This window comes from Brachybacterium tyrofermentans (genome assembly GCF_014897585.1).
GTDB lineage: Bacteria > Actinomycetota > Actinomycetes > Actinomycetales > Dermabacteraceae > Brachybacterium > Brachybacterium tyrofermentans.
Map to the genome: position 1 here is coordinate 47,866 of NZ_JABUXW010000012.1, position 26,870 is coordinate 74,735.

At 70.1% G+C, this 26,870-nt stretch carries 27 protein-coding genes, 1 tRNA gene and 1 pseudogene; 13 read left to right on the forward strand and 16 right to left on the reverse strand.

Going from position 1 to position 26,870, the window contains the following annotated elements; genetic code table 11:
• The first annotated feature begins 279 nt into the window (after positions 1-279).
• Positions 280-1,086: a hypothetical protein gene (locus INT49_RS10320; protein ID WP_226850231.1), complete on the forward strand. Its 807-nt coding sequence runs from the start codon at positions 280-282 to the stop codon at positions 1,084-1,086.
• A gap of 103 nt (positions 1,087-1,189) precedes the next feature.
• Here INT49_RS10320 and INT49_RS10325 read toward each other — a convergent pair whose 3' ends face one another.
• From INT49_RS10325 to INT49_RS10335, 3 genes are all read right to left on the reverse strand, one after another.
• Positions 1,190-1,906: a GntR family transcriptional regulator gene (locus tag INT49_RS10325; protein WP_193117658.1), complete on the reverse strand. Its 717-nt coding sequence runs from the start codon at positions 1,904-1,906 to the stop codon at positions 1,190-1,192.
• A gap of 150 nt (positions 1,907-2,056) precedes the next feature.
• The gene (locus INT49_RS10330; protein WP_193117659.1) at positions 2,057-3,058 is read right to left on the reverse strand and encodes a Gfo/Idh/MocA family protein; all 1,002 of its coding nucleotides are present in this window, start codon (positions 3,056-3,058) and stop codon (positions 2,057-2,059) included.
• A complete protein-coding gene (locus INT49_RS10335) occupies positions 3,052-4,047 on the reverse strand; it encodes a Gfo/Idh/MocA family protein (RefSeq protein ID WP_193117660.1) in 996 nt (331 codons plus the stop codon). The genes INT49_RS10330 and INT49_RS10335 overlap by 7 nt, the downstream gene beginning before the upstream one ends.
• 229 nt (positions 4,048-4,276) lie before the next feature.
• Here INT49_RS10335 and INT49_RS10340 point away from each other — a divergent pair, with 229 nt between their 5' ends.
• Both INT49_RS10340 and INT49_RS10345 read left to right on the forward strand, forming a co-directional pair.
• Positions 4,277-4,714 carry a VOC family protein gene (locus INT49_RS10340; RefSeq protein WP_193117661.1) on the forward strand — a complete coding sequence of 146 codons (438 nt, stop codon included), beginning with the start codon at positions 4,277-4,279 and terminating at the stop codon, positions 4,712-4,714.
• Between the two features lie 64 nt (positions 4,715-4,778).
• The gene (locus tag INT49_RS10345) at positions 4,779-5,357 is read left to right on the forward strand and encodes a sugar O-acetyltransferase (protein ID WP_193117662.1); all 579 of its coding nucleotides are present in this window, start codon (positions 4,779-4,781) and stop codon (positions 5,355-5,357) included.
• 15 nt (positions 5,358-5,372) lie between these two features.
• Here INT49_RS10345 and INT49_RS10350 read toward each other — a convergent pair whose 3' ends face one another.
• Genes INT49_RS10350 through INT49_RS10360 form a run of 3 tightly spaced genes read right to left on the reverse strand, consistent with a single transcriptional unit; the run spans position 5,373 to position 9,272 of the window.
• Complete coding sequence (locus INT49_RS10350) at positions 5,373-6,623, reverse strand: nucleoside permease (protein WP_193117663.1); 1,251 nt, start codon at positions 6,621-6,623, stop codon at positions 5,373-5,375.
• 50 nt (positions 6,624-6,673) lie between these two features.
• The gene (locus INT49_RS10355; RefSeq protein ID WP_193117664.1) at positions 6,674-8,008 is read right to left on the reverse strand and encodes an aminotransferase class I/II-fold pyridoxal phosphate-dependent enzyme; all 1,335 of its coding nucleotides are present in this window, start codon (positions 8,006-8,008) and stop codon (positions 6,674-6,676) included.
• A 10-nt stretch (positions 8,009-8,018) separates the two neighbouring features.
• Positions 8,019-9,272, reverse strand: coding sequence for an MFS transporter (locus tag INT49_RS10360; RefSeq protein ID WP_226850233.1), 1,254 nt, complete (start codon positions 9,270-9,272; stop codon positions 8,019-8,021).
• Positions 9,273-9,593: 321 nt separating this feature from the next.
• Between INT49_RS10360 and pdxS the strand changes: the two genes are divergently transcribed.
• Together pdxS and pdxT are read left to right on the forward strand one after the other, a co-directional pair.
• Entirely contained in the window at positions 9,594-10,502 is a 909-nt protein-coding gene (gene pdxS, locus INT49_RS10365) for a pyridoxal 5'-phosphate synthase lyase subunit PdxS (protein WP_193117666.1), read from the forward strand.
• Positions 10,496-11,092 (forward strand): pyridoxal 5'-phosphate synthase glutaminase subunit PdxT, encoded by a 597-nt coding sequence (gene pdxT, locus INT49_RS10370; RefSeq protein ID WP_193117747.1) that lies wholly within the window; start codon positions 10,496-10,498, stop codon positions 11,090-11,092. The genes pdxS and pdxT overlap by 7 nt, the downstream gene beginning before the upstream one ends.
• A 55-nt stretch (positions 11,093-11,147) precedes the next feature.
• Here pdxT and aceB read toward each other — a convergent pair whose 3' ends face one another.
• Positions 11,148-12,833 carry a malate synthase A gene (gene aceB, locus INT49_RS10375; protein ID WP_193117667.1) on the reverse strand — a complete coding sequence of 562 codons (1,686 nt, stop codon included), beginning with the start codon at positions 12,831-12,833 and terminating at the stop codon, positions 11,148-11,150.
• A gap of 94 nt (positions 12,834-12,927) precedes the next feature.
• The gene (gene aceA / locus INT49_RS10380; protein WP_193117668.1) at positions 12,928-14,244 is read right to left on the reverse strand and encodes an isocitrate lyase; all 1,317 of its coding nucleotides are present in this window, start codon (positions 14,242-14,244) and stop codon (positions 12,928-12,930) included.
• A gap of 171 nt (positions 14,245-14,415) precedes the next feature.
• Between aceA and INT49_RS10385 the strand changes: the two genes are divergently transcribed.
• Both INT49_RS10385 and INT49_RS10390 read left to right on the forward strand, forming a co-directional pair.
• Positions 14,416-15,900: a helix-turn-helix transcriptional regulator gene (locus INT49_RS10385; RefSeq protein ID WP_193117669.1), complete on the forward strand. Its 1,485-nt coding sequence runs from the start codon at positions 14,416-14,418 to the stop codon at positions 15,898-15,900.
• Positions 15,901-16,079: 179 nt separating this feature from the next.
• Positions 16,080-16,625, forward strand: a complete 546-nt coding sequence (locus INT49_RS10390; RefSeq protein ID WP_193117670.1) for an AMIN-like domain-containing (lipo)protein — start codon at positions 16,080-16,082, stop codon at positions 16,623-16,625.
• Between the two features lie 91 nt (positions 16,626-16,716).
• Here INT49_RS10390 and INT49_RS10395 read toward each other — a convergent pair whose 3' ends face one another.
• From INT49_RS10395 to soxR, 3 genes are all read right to left on the reverse strand, one after another.
• Entirely contained in the window at positions 16,717-18,114 is a 1,398-nt protein-coding gene (locus tag INT49_RS10395; RefSeq protein WP_193117671.1) for an APC family permease, read from the reverse strand.
• 386 nt (positions 18,115-18,500) lie between these two features.
• On the reverse strand, positions 18,501-19,130 hold the full coding sequence (locus INT49_RS10400; protein ID WP_193117672.1) for a superoxide dismutase: 630 nt from the start codon (positions 19,128-19,130) through the stop codon (positions 18,501-18,503).
• Between the two features lie 70 nt (positions 19,131-19,200).
• Entirely contained in the window at positions 19,201-19,689 is a 489-nt protein-coding gene (gene soxR / locus INT49_RS10405) for a redox-sensitive transcriptional activator SoxR (protein ID WP_193117673.1), read from the reverse strand.
• Between the two features lie 78 nt (positions 19,690-19,767).
• Between soxR and fdxA the strand changes: the two are divergent.
• The 6 genes and pseudogenes from fdxA to INT49_RS10430 form a co-directional block, all read left to right on the forward strand.
• Positions 19,768-20,079, forward strand: a pseudogene (fdxA, locus tag INT49_RS21095) (ferredoxin); the annotation flags it as partial.
• 69 nt (positions 20,080-20,148) lie between these two features.
• The gene (locus INT49_RS21100; protein WP_226850267.1) at positions 20,149-20,571 is read left to right on the forward strand and encodes a MerR family transcriptional regulator; all 423 of its coding nucleotides are present in this window, start codon (positions 20,149-20,151) and stop codon (positions 20,569-20,571) included.
• Positions 20,561-20,839, forward strand: a complete 279-nt coding sequence (locus INT49_RS10415) for a hypothetical protein (protein WP_193117675.1) — start codon at positions 20,561-20,563, stop codon at positions 20,837-20,839. Before INT49_RS21100 ends, INT49_RS10415 begins: the two co-directional genes overlap by 11 nt.
• An 18-nt stretch (positions 20,840-20,857) precedes the next feature.
• The gene (locus INT49_RS10420; RefSeq protein WP_193117676.1) at positions 20,858-21,766 is read left to right on the forward strand and encodes a TolB family protein; all 909 of its coding nucleotides are present in this window, start codon (positions 20,858-20,860) and stop codon (positions 21,764-21,766) included.
• Between the two features lie 84 nt (positions 21,767-21,850).
• Positions 21,851-22,237: a YciI family protein gene (locus INT49_RS10425; protein ID WP_193117677.1), complete on the forward strand. Its 387-nt coding sequence runs from the start codon at positions 21,851-21,853 to the stop codon at positions 22,235-22,237.
• Between the two features lie 109 nt (positions 22,238-22,346).
• Positions 22,347-22,676, forward strand: a complete 330-nt coding sequence (locus tag INT49_RS10430) for a nuclear transport factor 2 family protein (RefSeq protein WP_193117678.1) — start codon at positions 22,347-22,349, stop codon at positions 22,674-22,676.
• Between the two features lie 82 nt (positions 22,677-22,758).
• Here the strand turns inward: INT49_RS10430 and INT49_RS10435 are convergent, their stop codons facing one another.
• From INT49_RS10435 to INT49_RS10455, 5 genes are all read right to left on the reverse strand, one after another.
• Positions 22,759-23,301, reverse strand: a complete 543-nt coding sequence (locus INT49_RS10435) for an HAD family hydrolase (RefSeq protein WP_193117679.1) — start codon at positions 23,299-23,301, stop codon at positions 22,759-22,761.
• A gap of 13 nt (positions 23,302-23,314) precedes the next feature.
• Positions 23,315-24,820: a PepSY-associated TM helix domain-containing protein gene (locus INT49_RS10440; protein WP_193117680.1), complete on the reverse strand. Its 1,506-nt coding sequence runs from the start codon at positions 24,818-24,820 to the stop codon at positions 23,315-23,317.
• A 9-nt stretch (positions 24,821-24,829) separates the two neighbouring features.
• Entirely contained in the window at positions 24,830-25,567 is a 738-nt protein-coding gene (locus INT49_RS10445) for a class F sortase (protein ID WP_193117681.1), read from the reverse strand.
• Between the two features lies 1 nt (position 25,568).
• Positions 25,569-26,342: a CHRD domain-containing protein gene (locus INT49_RS10450; protein ID WP_226850235.1), complete on the reverse strand. Its 774-nt coding sequence runs from the start codon at positions 26,340-26,342 to the stop codon at positions 25,569-25,571.
• A 448-nt stretch (positions 26,343-26,790) separates the two neighbouring features.
• Positions 26,791-26,863: transfer RNA gene (locus INT49_RS10455), tRNA-Ala, on the reverse strand.
• Between the last annotated feature and the right edge of the window lie 7 nt (positions 26,864-26,870).

The window sequence follows — 26,870 nt, forward strand, 5'->3', positions numbered from 1 at the left end:
GGCGATACCCTGAGAGCAGTCGGTGACGAGAGACGACGCCGGTCCCTGCACACGGGCCCTGCAGCTGGGTCCTGTCGATGGGTCCAGCAGCTGGGTCCCGCACACGGGTCCTCCGCAGAGGCCCCGCACGAATGCCCGGCCCGTCGTCCCCGCCGCGGACGTCAGCTCAGTCCCACGAGAGGCCTGGGGGTGCCCATGAGCGAGCAGTTCCGGACGAATGCTCAACCTGATCGGCGGGGTCGTATGCCCCGCCCCCGTCCCATGCCCCGAGGCCGGGACATGACCCGGTCGACGGCGGCGGGACACCGCCCTGCGTGGGGCCCACCTGGTGATCCGCTCGTGGGGACGGTCCATGCCCCGCTCTCGACGGCGGTCGCCGTGCCGCGTCGGCGCGGGCGATGGCTCACCACCGTCGTGCCCACCGTCCTCGGCGGCACGTTCGGGATCAGCAGCTTCATGGTGCTCGGGGTGAGCAGTCTGATCGGGGGCGCGGGCCTGCTGGCTCCCTTGCTGGCCGGCCTGGGGGTCGGCGTCGTCGTCGGCGGCGGCACGGCCTTCCTGCTGCGCAACCGCACACAGAAGCCGGTGCGTCTGGGTGCCACCGAGCTCCCCGCCGGGACCCGGGCGGCGCTGGAGAAGATCGTGCACTCCACGAAGCACCAGCGACGGAGCCTCACCCGGATGCGGCGGGCCAAGCCCGGCCCGGCGGTCAAACCGGTGCTGAACCGGGCGGAGCTGCTGCTGCAGCGGATCAATGCCCTGGTGGGCTCCGCGGCTCTGCAGTCCCGTCGTGCGTCCGACGACGACGTGCTGATGCTCGAGGGCATGGCCGCTCGCTACGTCCCGGAGCTGGTGCGTGCCCTCGAGGACACCGCCGGCTTCCTCTCCCCCGTCACCGGCGAGGCACGGGAGAAGGCCCTGACGAATCTGCAGAGCATCGACCAGCAGCTGGCGGCGCTCGGCGAAGAGCTGGACCGGATCGAGCACGACATCGTCGCCGGGGTCACCCGTTCGCTCGACGTCCACTTCGAGTTCCTGAGGCGCCGCCTGCCCGATCAGGCCGCGGATCCGTTCGAGGACCGCTGACGCCGACGGCGACCCGCACCCGTCGGGGACCTGCACCCGTTGATGATCCGCACGAATGAGCGATCGGCGCCCGTCGGCGACCTCCTGAGGAGGCCGCCACAGCTCAGGCGATTTCCGTGGTGGCCTGCGCCTCGACCTCGCTGGTCTGGATGGACCGCACGAGCACCGCGTCGAGGTGGTCGGCGAGCGCCTTGAGCGCCGCGTCGTGATGGTGCTGGCGCACCTTCGCCAGGATCGTGCCGTGCTCCTCGTACGCCTCGCGGGCGTCGAGCTGGAGCGGCCCGCCCTCCCAGGTCTGGCGCATGCGGTGCGTGTGGGTGCTCAGGCTCTCGAACATCTGGGCGAGGTAGCGGTTGTCCGCATGCTTGTAGAGCACCTGGTGGAAGCCCCAGTCCGCCTGGAAGTGCTCATGGACCAGCTCGTAGGAGACCTCGCTGGTCTGTTCCGCCGCATCGATGCGCTCGATGATCTCGGCGTGGTGGGCCTGCGCCGCCTCGAGGTCCGCGAGCAGGTCGTCCCAGTGCTCGAAGGCACGGTCCAGCACCGCGAGCTCGATGATCTTCCGGGCCGCGAGGAGCTCGGTGATCTGATCGCCGTCCAGCATCGGGGCGACGACGTATCCGCGCAGCGCGACGTATTCCACCAGGCCGGAGCGCTCGAGGGACACCATCGCCTCGCGCACCGGGGTGGGTGAGACCTCGAGGTCGCGGGCCAGTCCGTCGATGCTCAGGCGGGAGCCCGGCGCCCACCGGGCCTCGAGCAGACGCTGGAGGATCAGCTCCTCGACCTCGTCGCGCAGCACCTGTCGTCTGATGGCCATCTGATGATTCCCTTCGAGCGCGGGGGTCCGGACGTCAACGGCCGAACCCACGCAGCAGTGGTCCCGATTTCCCATAGGATACCCAGCCGTCGGCGCCGACGGCTGGGTATCCGAGGAACTGGGAAGCGGGAGTACCGGGAGGGTCGGGCCTCAGGCCCGCGCCAGCTCCACGGGCTGACCTGTGCGCACCGACTCCTGCGCCGCGGCGACCACGCGCACCGTGCGCAGGCCCACGTCGCCCGAGGGCTCCACGGCCTGGCCCGCCCGCACGGCCCCGAGGAATGCCTCGAGCAGGGCCGCGTCGGGGTCCACGCCGTAGGGCAGCCACTGGCCGGGCCCGCCGACGTGCTCGGCGAAGGCGTCGACCTGGAGCTGACCGCCGGTGCCCACGGCCTGGATCCGCAGGCCGCCCCAGGTGGGGGCGTCGGCCGGCTGCGACCAGGAGCAGTCGATGATGGCGACCAGACCCGAGTCGTAGGTCAGGGTGACGAGCCCGCCGGTCTCGGCGCCCGCGCCGGCCCGATCCGCCCAGAGGATGCGGTTGGTGATGGCGTGCACCGTCGTGGGCGGGCCGACCATCGAGTCGAGAATCTCGGCGATGTGCACGGTGTGGTCTACGAGGGAGCCACCGCCGGCGAGCTCCACGTCGGTGAACCAGGCACGGGTGTCGGGCAGCTTGCCGTTGTTGGTGCCGGTGATGCCGATGACCTCGCCGAGGGCGCCGTCGGCCACAGCGGCGCGCAGGGTCTCCACGGCCGGCGCGAAGTGCACCGGGAAGGCGGTCATGAGCACCACGCCGGCCTCGGCGCACGCGGCGACCATGGCCTCCGCGTCGGCGACGTTCGTGGCCAGCGGCTTCTCGCACAGCACGTGCACGCTGCGGCGGGCCGCCTCGAGCACGAGGTCCTTGTGGTGGGCGTTCGCACTGGTCACGACGATCGCGTCGGGACCCTCGGGCCAGGCGTTCCAGGCCTCGTCGTAGGAGCCGACGACCGTCACCCCCTGCACGTCGCCGAACCCGTCGGGATCGGCGACCACCAGGTCGATGTCGGCGCGCGGCTCGAGCAGGGCCGCGTACGCCCCGGCATGGGTGTGCGCGCAGCTCATGAGGGCGATCTTCAGCGTGCCCGGGGTGGGCGATGCGGTCAGCATGTGATGCTCCGTCCGGTGCGCAGGGATTCGAGGGCGGCGCGGGAGACCTCGACGGCGTAGGCACCGTCGGCCGCGCTGACCCGGGTGGGGGTTCCGGAGCGGAGGGCGGCCGCGAACTCGAGGATCTCCTCGGCGTACGGGCTGCGCATGCCGCTCACGTCGGGCAGGAAGCCGTCACCGGCGGCCTGCTGCTCGGTGGCGACCCCGTCGAAGACGACGCCCGGATCACCGGCGGAGTCGTACTGCAGGCGGCCCGCGTCCCCGGCGAGGTCGAAGGTGTAGCGGAAGGTGGTGCCGGGCGGGCCCCACAGGCCGCGGCAGTGGCTGATGGCGCCACCGGTGTGGGTGAGCACGGCGTGGGCGGTGCGCACGGTGTCGGTCGAGCTGGAGATCGACTGCTGGGCGTAGACCCGCTCGACGGGCCCGGCGAGCCAGATCGCCTGGTCGATGTCGTGGATCATCTGGTCCATGATGATGCCGCCGGACTGCGATTCGTCGGCGAACCAGGGCTGTGTGGGGAAGGATCCCGTGCGCTCGAAGCGGAGCACCGCGAGCTGCCCGATGGTGCCAGCCTCGACGCCGGCCCGGGCTGCGGCGTACTGCGGGAAGAACCGCACCACGTGCGCCGGGAACAGGCGACGACCTGCGCGGTCGGCATGCTCGACGACGGCGCGCGCATCCTCGGTGGTGAGCGCGAGCGGCTTCTCGCACACGACGTCCTTGGCGGCGTCGAGCGCCTGATGGACGATCTCGGCGTGCACGGCGGTGGGGGTGCAGACGTCCACGACGTCGACCGCGGCGAGGAGGTCTTCGAGGGTCGCGTGGACGGTGGCTCCGAACTGCTCCGCGTATTCCTCCGCCCCGTCGAGGCTGAAGCAGTGCAGCTCGGCACCGATCTCCAGCCATCCCGGGGTGTGGGCGCGGGAGATGCCGCCGGTTCCGATGATGCCGACGCGCACTGGCGCGACGGGTGGTGACGACGTGGTCATGGTCAACCTTCCGGGCTGGACGGACCCTATTTACGAAAGCGGTTTGCGTAATCCTTCCCGGAGTCCCGTGCGGTGTCAAGAGTCGCCAGGGGTCAGGGCGTCCGCCGCAGCAGCGATCGGTGGGAGGTCTGCAGCAGCGGCGACCGCCGTCCGCAGGAACGCCGACGGGCGGCGCGACGGAGCGTCGGTCCTGCCGCTTATGCTCTCGCCACCCGACGAAGGGACCACCATGACCACCCCATGGAAGCTCACGATCGACTGCTCCTCCCCCGCGCTGCTGGCGCGCTTCTGGTCGGAGGCGCTCGGCTACGAGCCCGCCCCGGTGCCGGCCGGCTACGCCAGCTGGGAGGCGTGGCTGATCGCCTATGACGTGCCCGAGGACGAATGGGACGACGGCGCCTACCTCCAGGATCCGACGGGCGCGGCACCCTCGATCTCCTTCCTGCGGGTCCCCGAGGCGAAGACGGTCAAGAATCGGCTTCACCTGGACGTCCAGGCCGGGGGCGGACGGCAGATCCCCCAGGATCAGCGGTGGCCACGGGTCGCCGCGGAGGTCGAGCGCCTCACCGGCCTCGGCGCGACGGTCCTCCAGCAGCACGACGGACCCGACGGCCCCGACCACGTCGTCATGGCCGATCCCGAGGGCAACGAGTTCTGCGTGGTCTGAGGGCGCGCCGTCGGTCCAGGATCGAGCCCTCACGACCCGGCCGCGGCCCGCTACCCTCACTGCCATGAGCAGCATTCCTGACCCGGCCGACACCCGCACCCAGCGCGAACGAATGCTTGCCGGCGACTGGTACATCTCCGACCAGGAGCTCGGGACGCTCCAGCTGCAGGCGGCTCAGCTCGCGGATCGGTACCACCGGGCGTGGCTCGATGACGCCCCGGAGGCCCGTGACCTGCTCCAGGAGCTGCTGGGCGGGGTCGGTGAAGAGACCGTCGTGCGCCCGCCGATCTCCCTGGACTACGGCAGCAACGTCACCCTCGGAGCCCGCACCTTCGTGAACTACTACCTCACGGCGGCCGACGTCGCGGCGATCACCATCGGCGACGACTGCCAGATCGGCCCGAACGTCCAGCTGCTCACGCCGATCCACCCCACCGACCCGGGGCCCCGGCGGGAGGGCCTGGAGCGCGCCGAGCCGATCACGATCGGGGACAACGTGTGGCTCGGCGGCGGGGTCACCGTGCTGCCCGGCGTGAGCATCGGCGACAACTCGGTCATCGGAGCATCCGCCGTGGTCACGAAGGACATCCCGGCGAACGTGGTCGCCGTCGGCAACCCCGCCCGGGTGATCCGCGAGCTCTGAGATCGGGCACAGCGCCTACGTCGCGACGTCGGCCCTGCCAGCCCCGTCGCCCCCGCCGATCGCGTCGGCCGTCTGCTGCTCCCGGAACATGCTCCCGAAGAAGATCGCGACCAGCAGCGCGAGCGCGGCCGGCACCAGCCAGATCGGGATCCAGTCATGCGTGCCGTCGGCGGCGAGGAAGGCGTCGACGATCGGCCCGGAGATCAGCGAGCCGATCAGCAGGCCCACGCCGTAGGTGGCCAGGGAGATGAGGCCCTGCGCAGCCGAGCGCACCCGCGCGGGGGCGAAGCGGTCCGTGTAGATCTGCCCTGCCACGAAGAAGAAGTCGTAGCAGACGCCGTGCAGCAGCAGTCCGATCACCACGAGCCACAGCAGGGAGCCGGAGTCACCGAGAGCGAACATCGCATAGCGTGCGGCCCAGGCGAGCATGCCTATGAGCAGGGTCTTCTTCACACCGAGCTTCCTCAGCATGAGCGGCATGAGCAGCAGGAACCCGGCCTCCGAAAGCTGCCCGAGGGACTGCACCGCAGCGGCCCTCGGCACCCCGATCTCGTTGAGGTAGAGGTTGGTGAAGTTGTAGTAGAACGCCAGCGGGATGCAGATGAGGATCGAGGCGATGAAGAAGACCAGGTAGGAGCGGGACTTCAGCAGCGCCAGGGCATCGAGGCCCAGGATGTCCCGCACGGTGGCGGGGCCGTCGCTCGGCTCCGGCGGGGTGTGCGGGAGGGTGAAGGCGTAGACGCCCAGCAGCGCCGAGCCGATCGCGGCCATGACGAAGGTGTTCGAGAGCGCCCCGCCGGTCTCCCAGCCGAGCCAGCCGATGAGCAGGCCCGCGATGATCCAGCCGATCGTGCCGAACACGCGCACGCTGGGGAACTGCCGCTCCGGGCTCTCCATGCGGCGGAACGAGATCGAGTTCGCGAGCGCCAGGGTGGGCATGAAGGACACCATCGCGAGCAGGGCGAAGACGAAGAAGGGACCGAAGTCCTCCTGGCGCCCGGCGAGGAACAGCATCACCGCGCTGAACAGGTGCAGCACGCCGAGGATGCGCTGAGCGGCGAAGAAGCGATCGGCGATCAGGCCCACGATGAAGGGGGCGAGGATCGCGCCGAGACTCTGGGTGAGGAAGGCGAGCGCGATCTGGCTGCCCGTCGCCTCGAGATCGCTGGCGAGGTAGGTCCCCAGGGTGACGAACCAGGCGCCCCACACGAAGAACTCGAGGAACATCATGGCCGAGAGGCGGGTGCGGGTCAGCGAATCCAGCATGCCGAGGACCTTAGCCTGTGAACTGGGTCACCGAGAGGAGTTCCGTGCACTCAGGCGGCGTCGCGGGCCGCGTCCGCGACGTCGGCGGCGAGCGCCCCCGCGTCCTCGTCGGAGAGGTCGTGCACGGTGAGCCGCAGGTGGCGCGAGGATCCCGCCTCGGGCGCGAGCCGGAAGTCGTACCCGGTGCGCACGAGCCACCCCCGCCGCATGAGCCGCTCGGCGACCTCACGGGCCGGGGCCGGGACGGGCACCCACAGGCTCATCCCGTCGCCGGCCTCGACCGGCAGGCCCAGCGCGGTGAGGCGGGCGGCGAAGCTCGCGTTCCGCTCGGCGTAGTGGGCGCCGGCGCGGCCGATGAGCGCCAGGGAATCAGGGTCCCGCATCACGGCGTGGGTGATCCGCTGCAGCAGATGGCTGACCCAGGTGGTGCCGGGGCTGAGCCGCTGCGCGAGCCGGCCCGCGGTGTCAGGGTCGGTGGCGGTCACGGCCAGGCACATGTCGGGGCCCACGAACTTCGAGACCGATCGCAGCAGCGCCCAGCGCCGATGCCCCGGACCGATGATCGAGTGGAAGGGCCGCTGGGAGAGGTAGGAGTAGTAGTCGTCCTGGATGACCAGCACGTAGGGATGTTCGTCGAGCACCTCGCGCAGCTGGGCGGCGCGCTGCTCGCTGAGCGAGGCCCCGGTGGGGTTCTGGGCGCGCGGGGTGCACACGACGGCGCGCACTCCCTGCTCCAGGGCGGAGCGCAGGCCCTCGACGGTCATCCCCTCGGCGTCGACCGGGACCGGCACCGCACGATATCCGCCGAGGCGGGCGATGTGGATGCTGGCCAGGAAGCACGGGTCCTCGAGGGCCACGGCGTCGTCCCGCATGAGCGCCTGGGCGAGCAGCCGCTCCACGGCGTCGACGGCGCCGCTGGTCAGGGTGAGCCGCACGTCGGCGGGGTTCCCCGGGGCGTCCGGTGTCATCCAGTCCCGGGCCCACTGCTCGAGATCGCGGTCGATCACGGGTTCCCCGTAGAGCACCGGGCGGCCCGCGGCGGCGGCCAGCGCCGGCGCGAGGTCCGGGATCAGGCGCGGATCGGGGTTGCCCGTGCCGACATCCCGGAGGGACCCGGCGGCGGCGAAGCCCTCCTGCGCCACGGCGGCCCGCTGCGCGACCCGCGTGCCGGCGCGCCCCTGGGAGACGACCACGCCAGAGCGGGCGAGGTTCCGGTAGGCGGCCACGGCGGTGTTGCGGTTGACCTGCAGCTGCTCGGCGAGGGCGCGCACGGAGGGCAGGCTCTGCCCCGGGGCCAGCTCGCCGCGGTCCACGAGGGCCCGCACGCTGTCGGCGATCTCCACGGCGGTCCCGCCGCTGATCACCAGGTCGTCGTCGTTGCTCACCCGACCGAGTCTAGGCGGGGTCCGGACGCAGGCTGACGGCTCGGATGACCAGCGCGAGCAGGAGGGTGACGACTGCGAGCACCCACCAGCCCCATCCCCCGGTGGTTGCGACCGCCAGCCCCAGGACCCATGGCGCCACGGAGGCCAGCAGACCGTTGCTGATCCCGTAGAACGCCCCGTACTGACCCTGGCGCTCCTCAGGTGCCAGCCGGAAGAGCAGCTCCATGGTCCCGGCGGTGTAGAGCACCTCACCCAGCGTATGGAGCGACACCAAGGCGATGAGCGCCAGGACGAGAACCGCGTCCGACGTCGTCCATCCACTGGCGAAGAACAGATAGGACACCGCAACACAGATCGCACCGGCGACGAGTCGACGACCGGCGGACTCGATGCTCGTGATTCCGGCGCTGGCCGGCACCTGAAGCGCGGCTGCGAGAAGCGAGTTCACGGCGACGACGACTCCGACGACCCACGTCGTTCCCGGGTGATTGACGATGACCCACAGCGGCAGAGCGAACGACAGCGCGTGCAGATAGATGCTGACCATCCCGTTGGCCAGGGAGAACACCGTGAACCGGCGGTCCGGCAGAACCGGGCTCGGCCTTCGGGCAGCTCCAGGAGGCGAGGCCGGGACGGGAATCCTCGTCAGCAGAACGGCAGCCACGGCGAAGGTGAGAGCGTTCGCCAGGATCGCCACCTGGAAGGCCCCCAGCAGACCGGAGCCCAGCACGATGCCCGCCGCGAGAGCACCGAGGGAGATGCCGATCGTCAGCACCGACCTCAGGGAAGCACGGACGAGAGCAGGGTTCTCTCGAGCGATCCGGCGGATCAGCGCGGTGTTCGAGGACATGCACAGTCCCTGGCCGAGGCTGATGAGGCACAGGGCGATGACGAAGCTGAGTCCGTTCCAGACGACCACGAGCACGGCAGTGGCAAGAGCGGACAGGACCAGCCCGGAGAGGAACACCGGTTTCGGGCTCCACGCATCGGAGATCTTCCCGCTGAGGAAGTCCCCGCCGATCGCCAGTACGGTCGCCGTGAACAGAGCCGTCGAGACCATCCCGATCGAGAATCCGAGATGCTGCGTATAGAACAGGATGTTCACGGTCGCGAAAAGCCCATTACCCACTGCATTGATCCCCGTGAGTGCAGCGAGTTTGCGAATCTTAGGAGCGGCTGTTACCGTCCCGGCCGCCGTGACGTACGAGGAGATCAAGGTCGAGACCAGCAGCGATCTTGAACGGCCTGCGGCCCGATTATCCATGGCCAGAGATTACCACTGAGGCCGCATTGAGAATGCCTCGATGCGTAGTTCAACAATGCGCACGCAGACCTTTTACTCTGTGTTATCGTCATGCATTTCGACCAGCGCGACGACAGCAAGCCCTCAGCAAGACGTCGCACCACTTTCCTCGTGCCGACACTGCTCCGCACTGTCGACACCACCCAGCCCACACGCTCCGTGGACCACCCGTCGACGCTTGACCCATGCCGTGCTACTTTTTGGCCTAGGCCAATGTGGTGCAGGGAGGGTCGACGCGTCGGACACCGTCGGCCCGCGCCGCGCGAGCGACAAGGACACCTCATGAACAGCACCCCCACTCCCAGCACCCCCACCACGGGCACCGGCACCGTCAAGCGCGGGCTCGCGGACATGCTGAAGGGCGGCGTCATCATGGACGTCGTCACCGCGGAACAGGCGAAGATCGCCGAGGACGCCGGCGCCGTCGCGGTCATGGCCCTCGAGCGGGTCCCGGCGGATATCCGCGCCCAGGGCGGGGTCTCCCGCATGAGCGATCCCGACATGATCGACAGCATCATCGAGACCGTCTCGATCCCGGTGATGGCCAAGGCCCGCATCGGCCACTTCGTCGAGGCGCAGATCCTCCAGGAGCTCGGGGTGGACTACATCGACGAGTCCGAGGTGCTCTCCCCCGCCGACTACGTGCACCACATCGACAAGCAGCGGTTCACCGTGCCCTTCGTGTGCGGCGCAACCAACCTCGGCGAGGCCCTGCGCCGTATCACCGAGGGCGCCGCGATGATCCGCTCCAAGGGCGAGGCCGGCACCGGCGACGTCTCCGAGGCCACCAAGCACATCCGCACCATCACCGCCCAGATCCGGGAGCTGGCGGCGAAGAGCGAGGACGAGCTGTACCTCGCCGCCAAGGAGCTGCAGGCCCCGTACTCGCTGGTCAAGGAGGTCGCCGAGACCGGTGCCCTACCGGTGGTGCTGTTCACCGCAGGCGGCGTCGCGACCCCGGCGGATGCCGCGATGATGATGCAGCTGGGGGCCGACGGCGTCTTCGTCGGCTCCGGGATCTTCAAGTCCGGCAACCCCGAGCAGCGGGCCGCGGCGATCGTCAAGGCGACCACCTTCCACGACGACCCCTCGGTGATCGCCGAGGCCTCTCGCGGGCTGGGCGAGGCGATGGTCGGCATCAACGTGGCTGATCTCCCCGCCCCGCACCGCCTGGCCGAGCGCGGCTGGTGACCACCGCGCCCCGCGTCGGCATCCTGTCGCTGCAGGGCGACGTGCGCGAGCACGCCCGGGTGCTCACCGAGCTGGGCGCGCAGGTCGCGCTCGTGCGCCGGCCGGGCGAGCTGGTCGGCCTCGACGGCCTCGTGCTGCCCGGCGGGGAGTCGACGGTGATCGACAAGCTCTCCCGGGCGTTCGGGATCCAGGGCCCGCTGCGCGACGTGATCGCGGGCGGCCTGCCCGTGCTGGGCACCTGCGCAGGGCTGATCCTGCTCGCGAACCGTCTGGCCGACGGGATCGCCGGTCAGGAGACGTTCGGCGGTCTCGATGCGACGGTGCGACGCAACGCCTTCGGCGGTCAGGTCGAGTCCTTCGAGACGGAGCTGGAGGTGCCTGCTCTCGGTCCGCCGACGATCCGGGCCGCCTTCATCCGGGCCCCGGCGATCGAGGAGCTCGGCCCCTCGGCGACAGCACTCGCCTCCCTCCCTGACGGCCCGGTGGTGGCCGCCGAGCAGGACGGCCTCCTGGGGATCGCCTTCCACCCGGAGTCCACCGGGGAGACCCGGTTCCACCAGCGGTTCCTGGACCGGATCCGCGGCGCCTGAGACGACGAGAGGGACCGCCGGGCGTCCTGCCCGGCGGTCCCTCCCCGCCCTCGATTCACCGGAGCTGGAGCTCGTACGCGGCGGTCGTGAGGAAGGCCGGGAACGTCTCTCCGAGCACGGCCTCGCTCAGCAGCGCCGCGGCGTCCTTCGCCCGGCTGCCCTCCTCACGGGACATCTCCTCGGCGCACTGCTCGATGAGGTACTCGACCTTCTCGGCCACCACCGGCATGCCCCGCTCGGTGAGCATGCCCTGGTTGATCCACTGCCACAGCTGGGAACGGGAGATCTCGGCGGTCGCCGCATCCTCCATGAGGTGATCGATCGCCGCGGCGCCCTGCCCGCGCAGCCAGCTGTCGAGGTAGCGCATCGCCACCCGCACGTTCTGGCGGACCCCCGCCTCCGTCACGCGGCCTCCCTCCACGTGCAGGTCCAGCAGGTCCTCGGCGGTCACGGCGACGTCCTCCCGGAGCTGGTGCAGCTGGTGGGGAGCCTCGCCGAGCACGGCGTCGAACTCCGCCTGCGCCGCGGGGACGAGGTCGGGATGGGCCACCCACGTGCCGTCGAAGCCGTCGGTCGCCTCCCGGCGCTTGTCGTCGGAGACCATCTCCAGGGCCTGCCGCGTCACCTCCGGATCCCGGCGGTCGGGGATGAACGCGCTCATCCCGCCGATCGCGTGGGCGCCGCGGCGGTGGCAGGTGCTCACCAGCAGCTCCGTGTATGCCCGCATGAACGGCACGGTCATCGTCAGCTCCGAGCGGTCCGGCAGCACCCGCCGCCGTCCCCGATCGCGGAACATCTTGATGATGCTGAACAGGTAGTCCCAGCGGCCGGCGTTCAGCCCTGCGCAGTGGTCGCGCAGCTCGTAGAGGATCTCCTCCATCTCGAACGCCGCCGGCAGCGTCTCGATGAGCACGGTGGCGCGGATGGTGCCGTGCGGGAGGTCCAGGTGCTGCTCCGTGTGCGTGAACACCTCGTCCCACAGCCGCGCCTCGAGATGGGACTCGAGCTTGGGCAGGTAGAAGTAGGGGCCCGCGCCGCGCTCGACGAGCTCGCGGGCGTTGTGGAAGGCGTAGAGCCCGAAGTCCACGAGGGCCGCGATGGCCCGGCCGCTGCGGCCGCGCGCGCCGGTGTACCGCAGATGTGCCTCATCGAGGTGCCAACCGCGGGGCCGCAGCACGATGGTCGGGGTCTCCTCGCCCAAGCGGTACTCCTTGCCCTGCTCGGAGACGAAGTCGATCTGCCGGCGGATCGCGTCGTGCAGGTTCACCTGCCCGCCGATGATGTTCTCCCAGGTGGGGCTGAGTGCGTCCTCGTGGTCGGCGAGCCACACCCGGGCCCCGGAGTTCATCGCGTTGACCGTCATCCTGCGGTCGGTGGGGCCGGTGATCTCCACCCGACGGTCCTCGAGGCCGGGGCCGCTACCGGCGACGGTCCACTCGGGATCCTCGCGCACGGCGGCGGTGGTGGGGAGGAAGTCGAACATGGCCCCGGCGGCGATCGACTCGCGGCGCAGGGTCCTCGCCTGCAGCAGCCGGTGACGCTCGCAGTGGAAGAGGTCGTGCAGGCCGGCGACGAAGTCGAGGGCCGCCGGGGTGAGGATCTCCTCGAAGCGCTCGGACATCGCGCCGAGCACCTCCAGGGTGCCTCGCTCGGCCGACGGACCGGGTCGGGTCGGGTCCGATCGGTCGGTCTGAGCGGTCTGGTGGGGTCGGGTGGGTCGAGTGTCCTGGGTGAGGGTCATCGGATGCTCCTTGCTCGGTGCGGTCGCAGAGGACGGGGTGGTCAGCGCAGCCGGTGCAGTCGGTGTGGTCGCTGCGCTCGGTGCGCTCGACGGATCAGTGGAACTGGGCGGTCTCGGTGGAGCCGGCGAGGGCGAGGGTGCTGCTGCTCGGGTTCAGCGCGGTGGAGACCCGGTCGAAGTACCCCGTGCCCACCTCGGCCTGGTGGCGATGGGCGGTGAAACCGGAGGCCGCAGAGGCGAACTCCGCCTCCTGCAGTTCGACGAACGCGGACATCTGGCTCGTCTCGTACCCGCTGGCCAGCTCGAACATCGCGTGGTTGAGCGAGTGGAAGCCGGCCAGGGTGATGAACTGGAAGGCGTACCCCATGGCGGCCAGCTCGCGCTGGAAGCGCGCGATCTGGGCGTCGTCGAGGTGGCGCTTCCAGTTGAAGCTCGGCGAGCAGTTGTAGGCGAGCTTCTGGTTCGGGAAGTCGCGGTGGATGCGCTCGGCGAAGGTGCGGGCCAGCTCGAGATCCGGCTCCGCGGACTCGACCCACAGCAGATCCGCGTACTCCGCATAGGCCAGGCCGCGGGAGATCACCGCATCGATGCCCGGACGCACCTCGTAGAAGCCCTCCGCGGTGCGCTCCCCGGTGAGGAACTCCCGGTCCCGCTCGTCGACGTCGCTGGTCAGCAGGGTCGCCGCGAGGGCGTCGGTGCGGGCGATGATCACCGTGGGTGTTCCTGCCACGTCGGCCGCGAGCCGGGCCGCCCCGAGGGTGCGCACGTGATGGGAGGTGGGGACCAGGACCTTGCCGCCCATGTGGCCGCATTTCTTCTCGCTGGCCAGCTGGTCCTCCCAGTGCACGCCGGCGGCTCCCGCCTCGATCATCGAGAGCATGAGCTCGTAGGCGTTCAGGGGTCCGCCGAAGCCTGCCTCCGCATCCGCGACGATCGGTGCGGTCCAGTCCCGGCTCGTGGCGCCGGTCTCCGCGTGCTCGATCTGGGCCGCCCGGAGCAGGGCGCTGTTGATCCGGCGCACGACGGCGGGGACGGAGTTGACCGGGTAGAGGGACTGGTCCGGGTAGGTCTTCCCGGAGAGGTTCGCATCGGCCGCGACCTGCCAGCCGGAGAGGTAGATGGCCTTCAGCCCCGCCCGCACCTGCTGCACGGCCTGGTTCCCGGTGAGGGCACCCAGGGCGCGCACCCAGCTGCCGGGGTCCTCCGTGTTCTGCTGGACGAGATCCCACAGCGACTCCGCGCCGCGGCGGGCCAGGGTGTGCTCCTCACGGACCGGGCCGGCGAGGGCGACGACGTCCTCCGCGGTGTGGTCGCGGCGCACATCGCGCCACCGGGGGTCGAGATCCCACTCGGCGGCGAGTTCGGCGGCGGTGATGCTCTGGTCACCGGTGCGGCGGGTGAACTGCTCCATGGTGGACTCCTCTGCTGCTCCACGTCCGACCGAAAGGGTCGAGCGATCCCGGCGAACTTCGTCGGGTCCTCCCACTCTGGAGGCTCGATTCCCCGAGCCGAAGGGGCCGAGTGGAAGAACTTCTGCCATATTTCTGGCACGGAGAACTTCCGGCGTGGCATCCTTTCCGCCATGGCACACGACGACGTGGATCCCGACGACTCCTCCGATCGCCTCACCATCGGCCGCCGCATCCGCGCCCGGCGGCTCGAGCGGGGCCTGTCCCTGCGCGAGCTCGCCGAGGCGCTCGAGCGGGCCCCCTCGCAGCTCTCCGTCATCGAGAACGGACGGCGCGAGCTGCGGCTCGGGGAGCTGCGGCGCATCGCCCGCGTGCTCGGGGTCGAGGTGGAGGACCTGCTGCGGCAGGAGGCCCCCTCCCGTCGGGCCGCCCTGGAGATCTCGCTCGAGAAGGCGCAGGCCGGCGCGCTGTACCAGGGGCTGGACCTGCCGGACCTCCCCGTGCGCCGCTCGCTGAGCGATGCCGCGATCGAGACGATCCTGCGCCTGCACGACGAGCTCGAGCACCTGCATCGCGAGCGCGCCGCGACCCCCGAGGAGGCACGACGCGTGAACGGGCAGCTGCGCGAGGAGCAGTCGCGCTCGGGCAACTACTACCCCGAGCTCGAGGCGACCGCGCGGGACCTGCTGGCGCGGATCGACCATCGCGGCGGCCCGCTCTCGCACCGCAAGGTCTCGCTGCTGGCTGCGGAGCTGGGCTTCAGCCTGCACTCGGTGGGCGACCTGCCGCACTCCACCCGCAGCATCACCGATGCCGAGAACATGCGCATCTACCTGCCCCTCGAGCGCAGCGCCACCGACCCGCGCACCACGGTGCTGCAGGCGATCGCCGCCCATGTGCTCGGCGAGGAGGAGCCTGCCGACTACGGCGAACTGCTGCGACAACGCGTCGAGGTCAACTACCTGGCCAGCGCCATGCTGCTGCCGGAGGCGGGGGCCGTGGACTTCCTGCGCTCCGCGAAGGCCCAGCGCGAGCTGTCCGTGGAGGACCTGCGCGATGAGTTCTCCGTGAGCTACGAGATCGCGGCCCACCGCTTCACGAACCTCGTCACCCGCCATCTCGAGCTGCCCGTGCACTTCCTGAAGACCCACTTCAGCGGCGCGATCGTCAAGGCCTACCAGAACGACGCGGTGCGCTTCCCGACGGATGCGCTGGGCGCGGTGGAGGGGCAGCTGGTGTGCCGCTGGTGGAGCGCGCGCCAGGTCTTCCAGAGCGAGGACCGCATGAGCCCGTACTGCCAGTACACCGACAAGCCCGGCGGCACCTACTGGTGCACCTCCCACATCGAGCCCGGCCCCGGCGGCGAGTTCTCCATCTCGGTGGGCACCCGCTTCGAGCACACCCGCTGGTTCCGGGGCCGCGAGACCACCCGTCGGTTCGCGTCCTCGTGCCCCGACCAGGAGTGCTGCCGCGAGCCCGAGCCGGCTGCCGAGGATCGTTGGCAGGGCAGCGTGTGGCCGGTGGCGCGCCTGCACGCCTCCCTGCTCGCCGCGATGCCCTCGGGCACCTTCACGGGGGTGGACCGGGTCGCGATGCTCGAGTTCCTGGACCGGCATTCCCCGCAGCAGGGGCCGATGACCGGGATGCCCCAGCCCTGAGGCGATACGACGTCCCCTCTCGTCCTCTTCGGCCACACGACCAGAAAATGCTGGTCAGAGGCAGATCACGATCACGTGGTCATTACCGTCGGGCAACTGGATCGGCGCTCCGCACAGGCGGACACTGGCGATACGGCCGATGCCGCCGTGGCACCGACCGGGCCACGAAAGAGGTTGCCATGAAACGCGTGCTCTCCGTGCTCGCCAGTCTTGTGCTCTTCGTCGGTCTGGGACTGACCACACCGCTCGCAGCCAATGCCGCGCCGTACTGCGGCATCGCCTGGGGGTCCCTTCCCGCATCACGGGCCGGAACGTCCTCGGCCCACCTCGATGATCTGCGCACGGGCCGGCATGACTGCTATGACCGTCTCGTCATCGACCTCGACCACTCCGTCACCGGATACTCGGTGGCCTATGTGACCGCGGTCCACCGCCCCGGATCCGGATCCACCGTGCGCCTCGCCGGCGGCGCCGATCTGCAGATCGTCCTCAACGCTCCCGCGTACGACAGCGCTGGCCGGGCCACTTACGACCCGTCCTCCGCGAACACCGCCGTCGATGTCGACGGTTACCGCACCTTCGAGCAGGTCGCCTTCGCCGGCAGCTTCGAAGGGTCCACCACGATCGGCCTGGGCGTGCGCGCCCGGCTCCCGATGCGCGCGTTCGTCCTGGACGGACCGGGGAACGGCTCCCGGATCGTCGTGGACGTCGCCCATCGCTGGTGACGCGACGACGCGTCCCGTCACCTGCTCCCACAACACCGGCGGCGCCCCACGGGGTGCCGCCGGTGCTCGCCGTCCGGGGTGCGGCCGATGATCAGGGGGCCGACGCGGACTCCCGGTCGGAGGCATCGGCCGCGGCCGCGCGCCGCGGGTCCAGGCAGCCGGCCACGAAGACGACCACCAGGATCACGCCGCAGATCAGTGCCGCGACTGTGCCGCCCACCAGCAGCGGGAAGTTCGCCAGCGAGATCGCGAGGACCACGAGCAGGCCCAGTCCGCCGAGCCCGGCCAGGACGAGAACCGGCACCGGCGCCCGCGCCGTCCGGTGCGTGATCCCGAAGCGCACCACGGCGAGGGACGTCAGGGCCATCATCACGATGACGCCCACGGCGCCGAGGCCGGAGTACCAGGTGTAGATCTCCACCACCGGGTCGAGCTGGGCGAGGGCCGAGACCACCACGATCAGGACGGTCACGCCGCTCACCCACAGGGAGGCGCGCGACGGCGCCCGGTGGACGGGGTGCGCCGCACCGAGGCTCGTGGGCAGCACGCCCCGGCGGCCGAGCGTGAACAGGTACCGGGTGACGATGTTGTGGAAGCCGAGCATGCACGCGAACATGCTGGTCACGACGAGGATCTGGACAAGATCAGCCATGATCGGGGCGATCACCTCACCGGTCAGCGCCACGATGATGCTGTCGGGGTTCGCGGTCGCCGCCTCGACGGCGGTTCCCGCGCCGAGGCCGGAGATGACCAGCCAGGCGGAGACCGTGTAGAGCACGCCGATCAGCAGCACGGCGAGGTAGGTGGCGCGCGGGATGGTGCGCAGCGGATCCTTCGCCTCGTGGCGGAACACGGCGGTGGCCTCGAAGCCGAAGAAGCCGAGGAAGGCGAAGAGCAGTCCCAGGCCCGGGGCGCCCGAGAGCGCCTCGGCGGGGCTGAACGGGGTGGCGCTCAGCTCCCGACCGGACAGCAGCACCCCGAGGTCGATCGCGAGGACGGCGAGGATCTCGAGCACCAGCACCACGCCGAGGACCTTCGCGGAGAGGTCGATCTTGCGGTAGCCGAGGAAGGCGACGATCGCGATCATGATCCCGGAGATCAGCCACCAGGGAACCTCGATCCCCGTTCCCAGAGCGAGCAGGTTTCCGGCCTGAACACCCAGGTAGCAGGTCATGGAGACGGTGAGCAGCACGTAGGAGAGCAGGGCGATCGCTGCGGTGCCGAGGCCCGCGCGGCGGCCGAGCCCGCGATCGACATAGGCGTAGAACGCGCCGGCGTCGGGCACGTGCGGGGTCATCCAGGTGTAGCCCACCGAGAACAGCAGCAGGATCACGGTCGCGGCGAGGATCATCAGCGGGGCGCCGACGGAGCCCGCCGAGAGCAGGATGATCGGGAAGTTCGCGACCACCACGGTGATGGGTGCGGCCGCGGCGACGACCATGAGCACGATGCCCGCCACCCCGAGATTGCGTGTCAGATCCGTGTCCACGGCTGTTCTCCCTCGCGTCGGCGACTGCGGCTCGTCGACTCGTCGTAGGCGGCACGAGGTGCCGCGGCTCGCGTGCCCGTCCGCTGACGGGCACAACGACGGAACGGTACGCGAGCGCCCGGTTCCCACGCCGCAGCGTCCACGGATCGGTGCAGGTCAGACACTTGCCGCAGGGACCGACTCGGGGACCGGCAGACGAGCAGACGGACAGCCGACGGGACGGACAGCCGACGGGACGGACAGCCGACGGGACGGACAGCCGAGGGGCCGTCAGCAGAAGGAGCGGACAGCGGAACGGCCGGCCCCGAGAGGGGAACCGGCCGTTCGCGCAGCGATGCTGCAGCTCAGCAGCTGCGCCACGAGCGCTGCAGATCAGATGCTGAGGATCAGGCGGTCGGGATGACCAGGCCGGAGCCCGTCGCGCGAGCCGTCTCGAACCGCTTCTGGACATCGGCCCAGTTCACGATGTTCCAGATCGCCTTCACGTAATCAGCCTTCACGTTCTGGTAGTCCAGGTAGAACGCGTGCTCCCACATATCCAGCTGGAACAGCGGGATCGTCGCGACCGGCACACCGTTCTGCTGATCGTAGAACTGCTCGATCACAAGATTCCCACCGAGGGGCTCGTACGCCAGCACAGCCCAGCCCGAACCCTGGATCCCCAGAGCCGCCGCCGTGAAGTGCGCACGGAAACCGTCGAACGATCCGAAGAACTCATCGATCGCCTGCGCGAGCTCACCGGTGGGCTTGTCGCCACCCTCGGGCGAGAGGTTCTTCCAGAAGATCGAGTGGTTCGTGTGACCACCGAGGTTGAACGCCAGATCCTTCGAGAACTGGTTCACCGTCGCGAAATCACCGGACTCCCGCGCCGCCGCCAGCTTCTCCAGCGCCGTGTTCGCGCCCTTGACGTAGGTCGCGTGGTGCTTGGAGTGGTGCAGCTCCATGATCTTGCCGGAGATCGAGGGATCCAGCGCGCCGTAGTCGTAATCGAGATCGGGAAGCGTGTAGTCCGCCATGATCAGTCCTTTCGTCGAGGTGATGTCTCGACCCTAGGACCTCAAGCGCACTTGAGGGCAATCCTGTCCGTCATCGTTCGTCCCCGGCGGAATCCTCGTCGTCGTGGATGCCGTCCAGGCGTCGTGGACCCACGCCCGTCGAGGCCAGGGCGTCGTCAGGGTTCAGCAGCGCGCACGCCTTCAGCGAGAGGCAGCCGCAGCCGATGCAGCCGGTGAGCTCGTTCTCGAGCCGCTCGATGCTGCGCCGGCGCTCCTCGAGCTGCAGCTTCCACCGACGCGAGGCGCGTTGCCAGTCGGCGTGGGAGGGCGTGCTGTCCATGGGCACGTCCCCGAAGGCATCGTGCACGTCCGAGAGCGGCATCCCCAGGCGCTTGGCAACGGAGATCAGGGAGACCCGGCGCAGCATGTGACGGGCGTAGCGGCGCTGGTTGCCGGAGGTGCGCACCGAGGCGATGAGGTCGAGATCCTCGTAATAGCGCAGGGCGGACTGCGCCACGCCGGTGCGCCGGCTCATCTCGCCGATCGTCAGCAGCTCGTCCGGTTCGTGCGGCACATTCATGGTCACCCCGTCCGCTTGACTTCAAGTGCGCTTGAGATCTTACGGTCCTCTCACACCGACTGGGAAGGACAAGCCTCCGTGACCTATGTGATCGCCCTGCCCTGCGTGGACGTGAAGGATCGTGCCTGCGTGGACGAATGCCCCGTGGACTGCATCTACGAGGGCAACCGGATGCTGTACATCCAACCCGACGAGTGCGTGGACTGCGGCGCCTGCGAACCCGTGTGCCCCGTCGAAGCGATCTTCTACGAGGACGACACCCCGGACCAGTGGGCCGACTACTACAACGCCAACGTCGACTTCTTCGACGACCTCGGTGCTCCCGGCGGCGCCGCGAAGATGGGCGTGATCGACAAGGACCACCCGCTGATCGAGGCCCTGCCCACACAGCCGAACCCCTCGCCTGACACGCATGTCAGGTTCCGCGCCAACGGGCCCGCAGCGCCATACACTGCGGTCATGTCGATATCTGACACACATGTGAGGGCGCGCCCCTCCGGACACCCCGGTCGGGCCGACCTACCCGGGTTGCTCAGCATCGGTGGACTCGCCAAGCTGACGCGGGTGAGCCCGCGATCCCTGCGGTACTACGAGGAGCAGGGACTCCTCGTCGCCCGCCGCACCGAGGCCGGCCACCGGCGCTACGAGTCCGAGGCCGTGGACCGCGTGCTCCTGGTCCAGCGCCTGTTCGCCGCCGGTCTGTCCAGTGCGGACATCCGGCCCGTCCTGCCCGGCATGATCGATGACGCGCACTGCACCGAGGACCTCGTGACCGAGCTGCGCGAGCACCGCGACCGGCTGCAGCAGGAGGTCGAGCGACAGCTCGACACGATCGACATCCTCGACGAGGTCATCGAGGAGCACAGCGCGCATGCCGGCTGAGCTGCCGTCGGGCCGCAGGCGCTACACCGCCGGGGACTACTCCCTGACCTTCGGCCTCGCCGCCGTGGCCTGCATCGCGATCCCCGGGATCGGGGACTTCATCGCCACTCCCGTCGCCGTGGCCGCCATCACCCTCGGCCTGGTCGGGATCTGGCGCTGGGACATGGGCCTCGCCCCGACCGTGCTGTCGGCCGCCGTGGGCGCCTCCCTCGGCGCCCTCTCCCTGTTCGCCGTCGTCCTGATGCTCATCGTCACCGCGGAGGCCTGACGTGCCAGACTCCTCGGCATGAGCGACACCATCTCGTGGAGAACCCTTCAGCCCGGCCAGCGTGCCCGGATCCGTGTGTGGGACCGAGCGAGCGGGGAGGTGCGCACCGTCCATGAGTCCGCGCAGCGGCTCTACGAGGCGCCGAACTGGCTGGCCGACGGCCGCCTCCTGATCAACGGCGACGGGAAGCTCTGGTTCCTCGCAGCCGACGGCTCCTCTGAGCCCGATCTCTTCGACGTCCCGGGCCTGCCGCCGGTGAACAACGATCACGTGCTGCTGCGCGACGGCACCGGCGTGTTCGCCTCGGCGAACGACCACCACATCTGGCACGTCCCCTTCGACGGCTCCGAGATCACCCGGGTGACCAGCGAGGACGGGCCCCTGCACTTCCTGCACGGGGTGAGCCCGGACGGCACGGAGCTGGCGTATGTGCGCGTCGTGCCGCAGGGACAGGACCCCTGGACCGCGGCCGCCCTCCATCTGATCGGCGCCGACGGCACGGGGGACCGGGCGCTGACCACCGATGCCGGCCCGGCCGACGGGCCCGCCTGGAGCCCCGACGGGCAGTGGATCCTGTTCAACACCGAGCAGTTCTCGACCGTGCCGGGCCACGCCCAGCTCGCGCGGATCCGCCCGGACGGCAGCGAGCTCGAGAAGCTGACCGCCGATGAGCGTGTGAACTGGTTCCCGCACGTCGCCCCGACCGGGGACGTCGTGGCCTACGTGAGCTTCGAGCCGGGCACGATCGGCCACCCGGAGAACCGCAGCGTCGAGCTGCGGCTCGTGAAGTGGGAGGCCTGGGACCAACCGACGACGCTCGTCGCCCTCCACGGCGGCCAGGGCACCATGAACGTGCCCAGCTGGGCACCGGACGGCTCGGCCTTCGCCTTCGTCGACTACCCGATCGAGGAGTTCGACGCGCAGTAGGCCCAAAGAAGGACCATCAGCGCACCTTCCCCCGGGGCGGGGAGCGGGTAAGAATGGGCGGACCCCTCTCGAAGGAGGCCTCACATGGCCAAGTACGTGATGATCAAGCACTACCGCGGCGCGCCGGCCGGGGTGAACGACGTCCCGATGGATCAGTGGTCCGAGAGCGACGTCGCGCACCACATGCAGTACATGGAGGACTTCGCGGACCGCCTTCGGGACAGCGGCGAGTTCGTCGACTCCCTGGCACTCTCCTCCGAGGGGACGTTCGTGCGCTACGACGGCGAGGGCCGTGCTCCGCTCACCGACTCGGCCGCCCTCGACGCGAAGGACCTGGTCGCGGGCTGGATGATCATCGACGTCGCGAGCCGGGAACGCGCCGAGGAGCTCGCCGCCGAGCTCTCCGCGGAGCCCGGGAAGGACGGGAAGCCGATCCACGAGTGGCTCGAGCTGCGGCCCGCCCTCGGCTGAACGACGTTCCGGTCGAGGAGCCCTGCGTCCCGCCGGAGGGCGGGAACGGGCGCAGACGCGCGACGCGACCTTATGGCATCCTGTCGGCCCACCGACCAGGAGGCCACCCATGGCACAGCCCGCTGTCCCCGAACCCGTCGCGTCCTTCATCGACGCGGTCAACCGGCACGATGACCAGGCATTCCTCGACGCCTTCGGCACCGACGGCTCCGTCGACGACTGGGGGCGCGTGTTCCCCGACCGCGAGGCCATCAAGGCCTGGAGCGACAAGGAGTTCCTCGGGGCCGACGGCGTCCTGACGCCCGAGGAGGTCACCGTCAACGGCACCCGCGTGACCGTCATCGGCGACTGGCGCAGCACCCACGCGAACGGACGCAGCTCCTTCGCGTTCGACGTCGACGGCGAGCGCATCGCCCGGATGACGATCCGCGAGGGCTGACCCGCTCCCCGAGGATCCACGTCTCGAGCATCCACGACGTGAGGAGCAGTCCGCCTGCGGCCCCGCGGTGTCGGCGCGCTGGTCAGGCCGCGGGCTCGCCGAGCTCGTCGTCGAGCCGGCGCAGCAGGGACAGCAGCTCGGCCGGGGTTGCGATCGTGTGGTCGGGGACCTCGTCGGGCCCTGCCGGCTCCTTCGGATACCGGTCCGTCCAGGCCATATGGATGCTCATGATCCCCATCCGGTTCGCGCCGGCGATGTCCCGAGCCAGGTTGTTGCCGACCATCACGCAGCGCGCGGCGTCGGCCGGCTCAAGATCCAGGGCCCCCATGGCCGCCTTGAACATGCGGGGGCTGGGTTTCTCGTGCCGGATCGCATCGGAGCAGGTCAGCGTCTCGAACAGGTCGAAAAGCCCATGCTGGGTCAGCAGGTTCTCGAAGGAGACGTAGCGACCGTCGGCGACCAGGGCGAGGCGGAATCCGGCGGCGACGAGATCCCGGACCATGCGATCGGCCCCCGGGATCACGTCGGCGGAGAGGACCACTCCCGTGTCGTCGTGGACCTGGGTGCCTTCGTCGATGAGGGTGTCGCCGCAGTCCAGCAGCACGATCAGGGATCTCGGGGTCATGCGCTCAGCCTAGTCACCGCCGAAGCCGACCGACGATCGTATCGACGATGACGAAGGCAGCCAGGCTCACGCCCATCAGCGGCAGCATGAGGCCGATACCCGCGGCGGCGAGCAGCACCAGGGCCGCGCCCCACCACGGGGCCCGACGCAGCGCGCCGCGACGGGGCGGCTTCCCGAATCCGCTCCCGCCCTTGGTGGGCCGGCGCTGCCACCACATCAGGTATCCCCAGATGATCATCGCGACCACGGCCGAGGCGATCACGAACAGGACGATCTGGTTGACCAGCCCGAACATCGATCCCATGTGCAGGTCGATGCCCCAGCGGGTGAGTTTGGCGGCGAGGTCCGCCTCGGCGAAGTCGGTGCGGTCCACGACCTCCAGGGTGCTGCCGTCGATCGCGATCGCGTCCACCTTCGTGGGATAGCTGCGCTGGATCTCCTCGACCACCCAGGCGGAGCCGGCGTCGGCCGGAGGGCGGATCTCCACGAGTCCCATGTCGATGTTCGCGGAGCGACCAGCAGCGAGCACACGGTCGATCTGGCCGAGATCGGCCCTGGGCGCGGCAGCGGCTTCGCCGGGACCGGCTGACTCAGCTGCACCTGCCACAGGTGCCTCGTGATGCGACTCGTGCTCGGCGTGCTCCCCGGAATCCTTGCCCGTCATCCCCTCCATGCTGTCCATGTCGCCCGTGTCCGACGTACCCTCCGCACCGGCGGTCGTCTCCTGCGGCAGCTCGGTGCTGACGGCGGCGGTGGTGAAGCCGAAGGCCTCGCGGATGGTGCCGATGTTCCCTCCCCCGTACTGGGACCAGGTGATCCCGGTGGCCGAGAGGAACAGGGCGCCGAGCAGCACCCACGCCCCGGCCGAGGAGTGCAGGGAGAGCGTGCGTCGATAGCCACGTGCCCGGAGATCCGGGAGGAGCAGGTCCCGCGCCCGTCGGCCGCGTCGAGCCCGTCGGGCCCGCCGGATCCAGAGCCCGAGCCCCGCGAGCGCGATCACCCCGAGCCAGGAGGCGGAGAGCTCGCTGTAGAGCCGGCCCACCTCTCCCAGATGCAGGTTGCGGTGCAGCTGGTCGACCCAGGTGCGCAGCGGCAGGGAGCCGCTGGTGCCGTAGACGGTGAGGTCGCCGCGGATCTCCGCGGTCGCCGGATCCAGCATGATCACCCGCGACTCGCCCTCGCCGAGGGATCCGTCGGCATACATGACGCGGGTGGTGTCCCCGACCTCCGGGGCCGGGCGGACCGCCGTGACGACCGCACCCTCACTCTCGCCCTCGCCCTCGCCGACATAGGCCTGCGCCGCGGCGACCTGCTCGGCGAGCGGGAGCGGCGGGCCCTCGGACGGTGCCGTGAGCTCCTGGGCGTAGACCTGCTGCTCGAGCTGCGGGGTCAGGGCGTAGAGGGCCCCGCTGGCCGCGGAGATCAGGATGAAGGGGGCGACGAGGATCGCGGCGTAGAAGTGCAGCCTGAGGAGCAGAGGGCCGAACCAACGGTCACGCGGGGCAGCCGGAGTGGCCATGGTGGTTCCTCAGTTCTGGACGAGGCGGGCGAAGACGACAGTGTTGTCGAGGTGGTGTCCGTCGGCGTCGAGATCTCCGCCGCAGGTGATGACGCGCAGCTCCGGACCGTCTGTGCGGCCGTAGACCGCGAGCGTGGGGAACTCGTCCATGGGATAGCGAGCGGAGTCGTAGACCTCGAAGGTCGCGGTGGTCCCGTCCTCCCGTTCGACGTCGATCCGGTCGCCGGGGGCGAGACCGCCGAGCTCGAAGAAGACCGATGGGTCGCCATGCCAGGTCACGTGCCCTTCGATGACCGATGGACCGTTCTCCCCGGGGGTGGGTGACCCGTCGAACCAGGCCGGCTGGTTCGCGCGGTCGCCCTGGGGGGCGAGCAGCTCGCCGTTCTGCCCGAGCCCGATCGGGAAGAGCTCCTCGTCCACGCCGATCGACGGGATCGTCATCGACGTCGGCTCGGATCTATCCAGGGGCGCCACGGGGGTAGCTGCCTCCTCCGTGGGGTCGGGCTCAGCGATCTGCGGCTCCTCGTCGGGCTCCTCGGCCGCGGTGCTGGGGACTGCTGAGGGCTCCGCACTGCCCCCGTCGGAGACCTCGGGCCCCTGAGAGCGCAGCTCGGGCTGCGGTGGGTCGCCGACCTGGCCGGTCAGCGAGATGACGAGCAGCGTCGCGCCGAGGAGCGCGACCACCACCAGGGCGGCGACCATCAGTCGACGGCCGCCGCCCTGGCGGGATGATCCCTGAGGGGTCATGTCACTTCTGGAGCGCACGCTTGCGGAGCGCGACCGCACCGGCGAATGCAGCGGCGATCAGGCCACCGCCAGCGACCATCATGCCGGCGTTCTCGATGCCGGCAGTGGTGCCGTCACCGGTCTCGGCGCCACCCTCGGGCATATCGGCCATCTGGCTCACCTGGAGCGCACCACAGGCGGCGGGGTCAGTGGCCTCGGACGGCAGCGACTCGTCCAGATCGGACATCTGGTCACCGTCGTAGGTGCCGTTGCCGTTGTGGTCCACGCCGTGGAGCACCACGGAGCCCTCGCCCTTGGCCAGGCTCGCGGCGACGTCGTCGCTGACCTCGAAGGTGCGCTCATAGGTGCCGCCCTCACCGGCCGGGAATCGGTCCACCGCCAGGGCGCTGTCGGGGCTGGTGTCACCGTCGTTGGTCAGGGAGACCGCGACCGCGCCATAGGAATCGGCGGCATCGGTGGTGCGGATCGCACCCTCGAACCCGGTGCCCTCCATCCCCGGATCGGGGCACTCGTTCTTGCCACCGATGTGGATGTGCTGAGCATGGGGAGCGCCGGCCAGCAAGCCTGCACTGTCCAGCTTCACCGTGACCTCGTTGCCGTCGAGCGTGATCCATGCGGAGCCCGAGGCGCCGGAATCGTTGAGCTCGGTGAGGTTGGCTTCCAGGGAGGTCGTGTCAGGACCCTCTGCCAGCGCGGCGCCGGATGCTCCGAACATGCCGAGCATGGCCGTGGCCGCGAACAGGGGGAGCACTCGCTTCGTCGTCGTGCGCATCATGACTCCTTCGTGGGCCACCGGACAGCCGTGCGACTGCCGAGGACGGTGACGTGGGAGTGGTTCGGAGCCCGGAGGGGATCGGATTGGACGGATCACAGATCTTTCTGAGATCAGATCGCCGACAGGCCGACGACGCTGGTCGGCGACGGACCGACGGCATGGACCGGCGGCATGGCGCGGCGGCACGGCGCGGCGCATGCGAGACGACACAGCGAGACGGCTCAGCGCGACGACGAGCCCGAGGGCGCCAGGGCCCCCGGGCTCGCGGAACGTGGAGGTCGGTCACGCTCCCGGAGCAATGCCCCGGCCTCCGCGAACCGGCCTGGTCGCCCTGGGACGGCGCCGGAGCTCGCGCCGATGAGGAGCTCGATCGCCTCGCGCCCTCCTGATCCGAGACAGCACAGAGGCCCTCCCCCGACTCGGGAAAGGGCCTCTGACCTGCTATACGTGGAGACTAGGGGGGTCGAACCCCTGACCTGAAGCTTGCAAAGCTACCGCTCTACCAACTGAGCTAAGTCCCCGTATCCA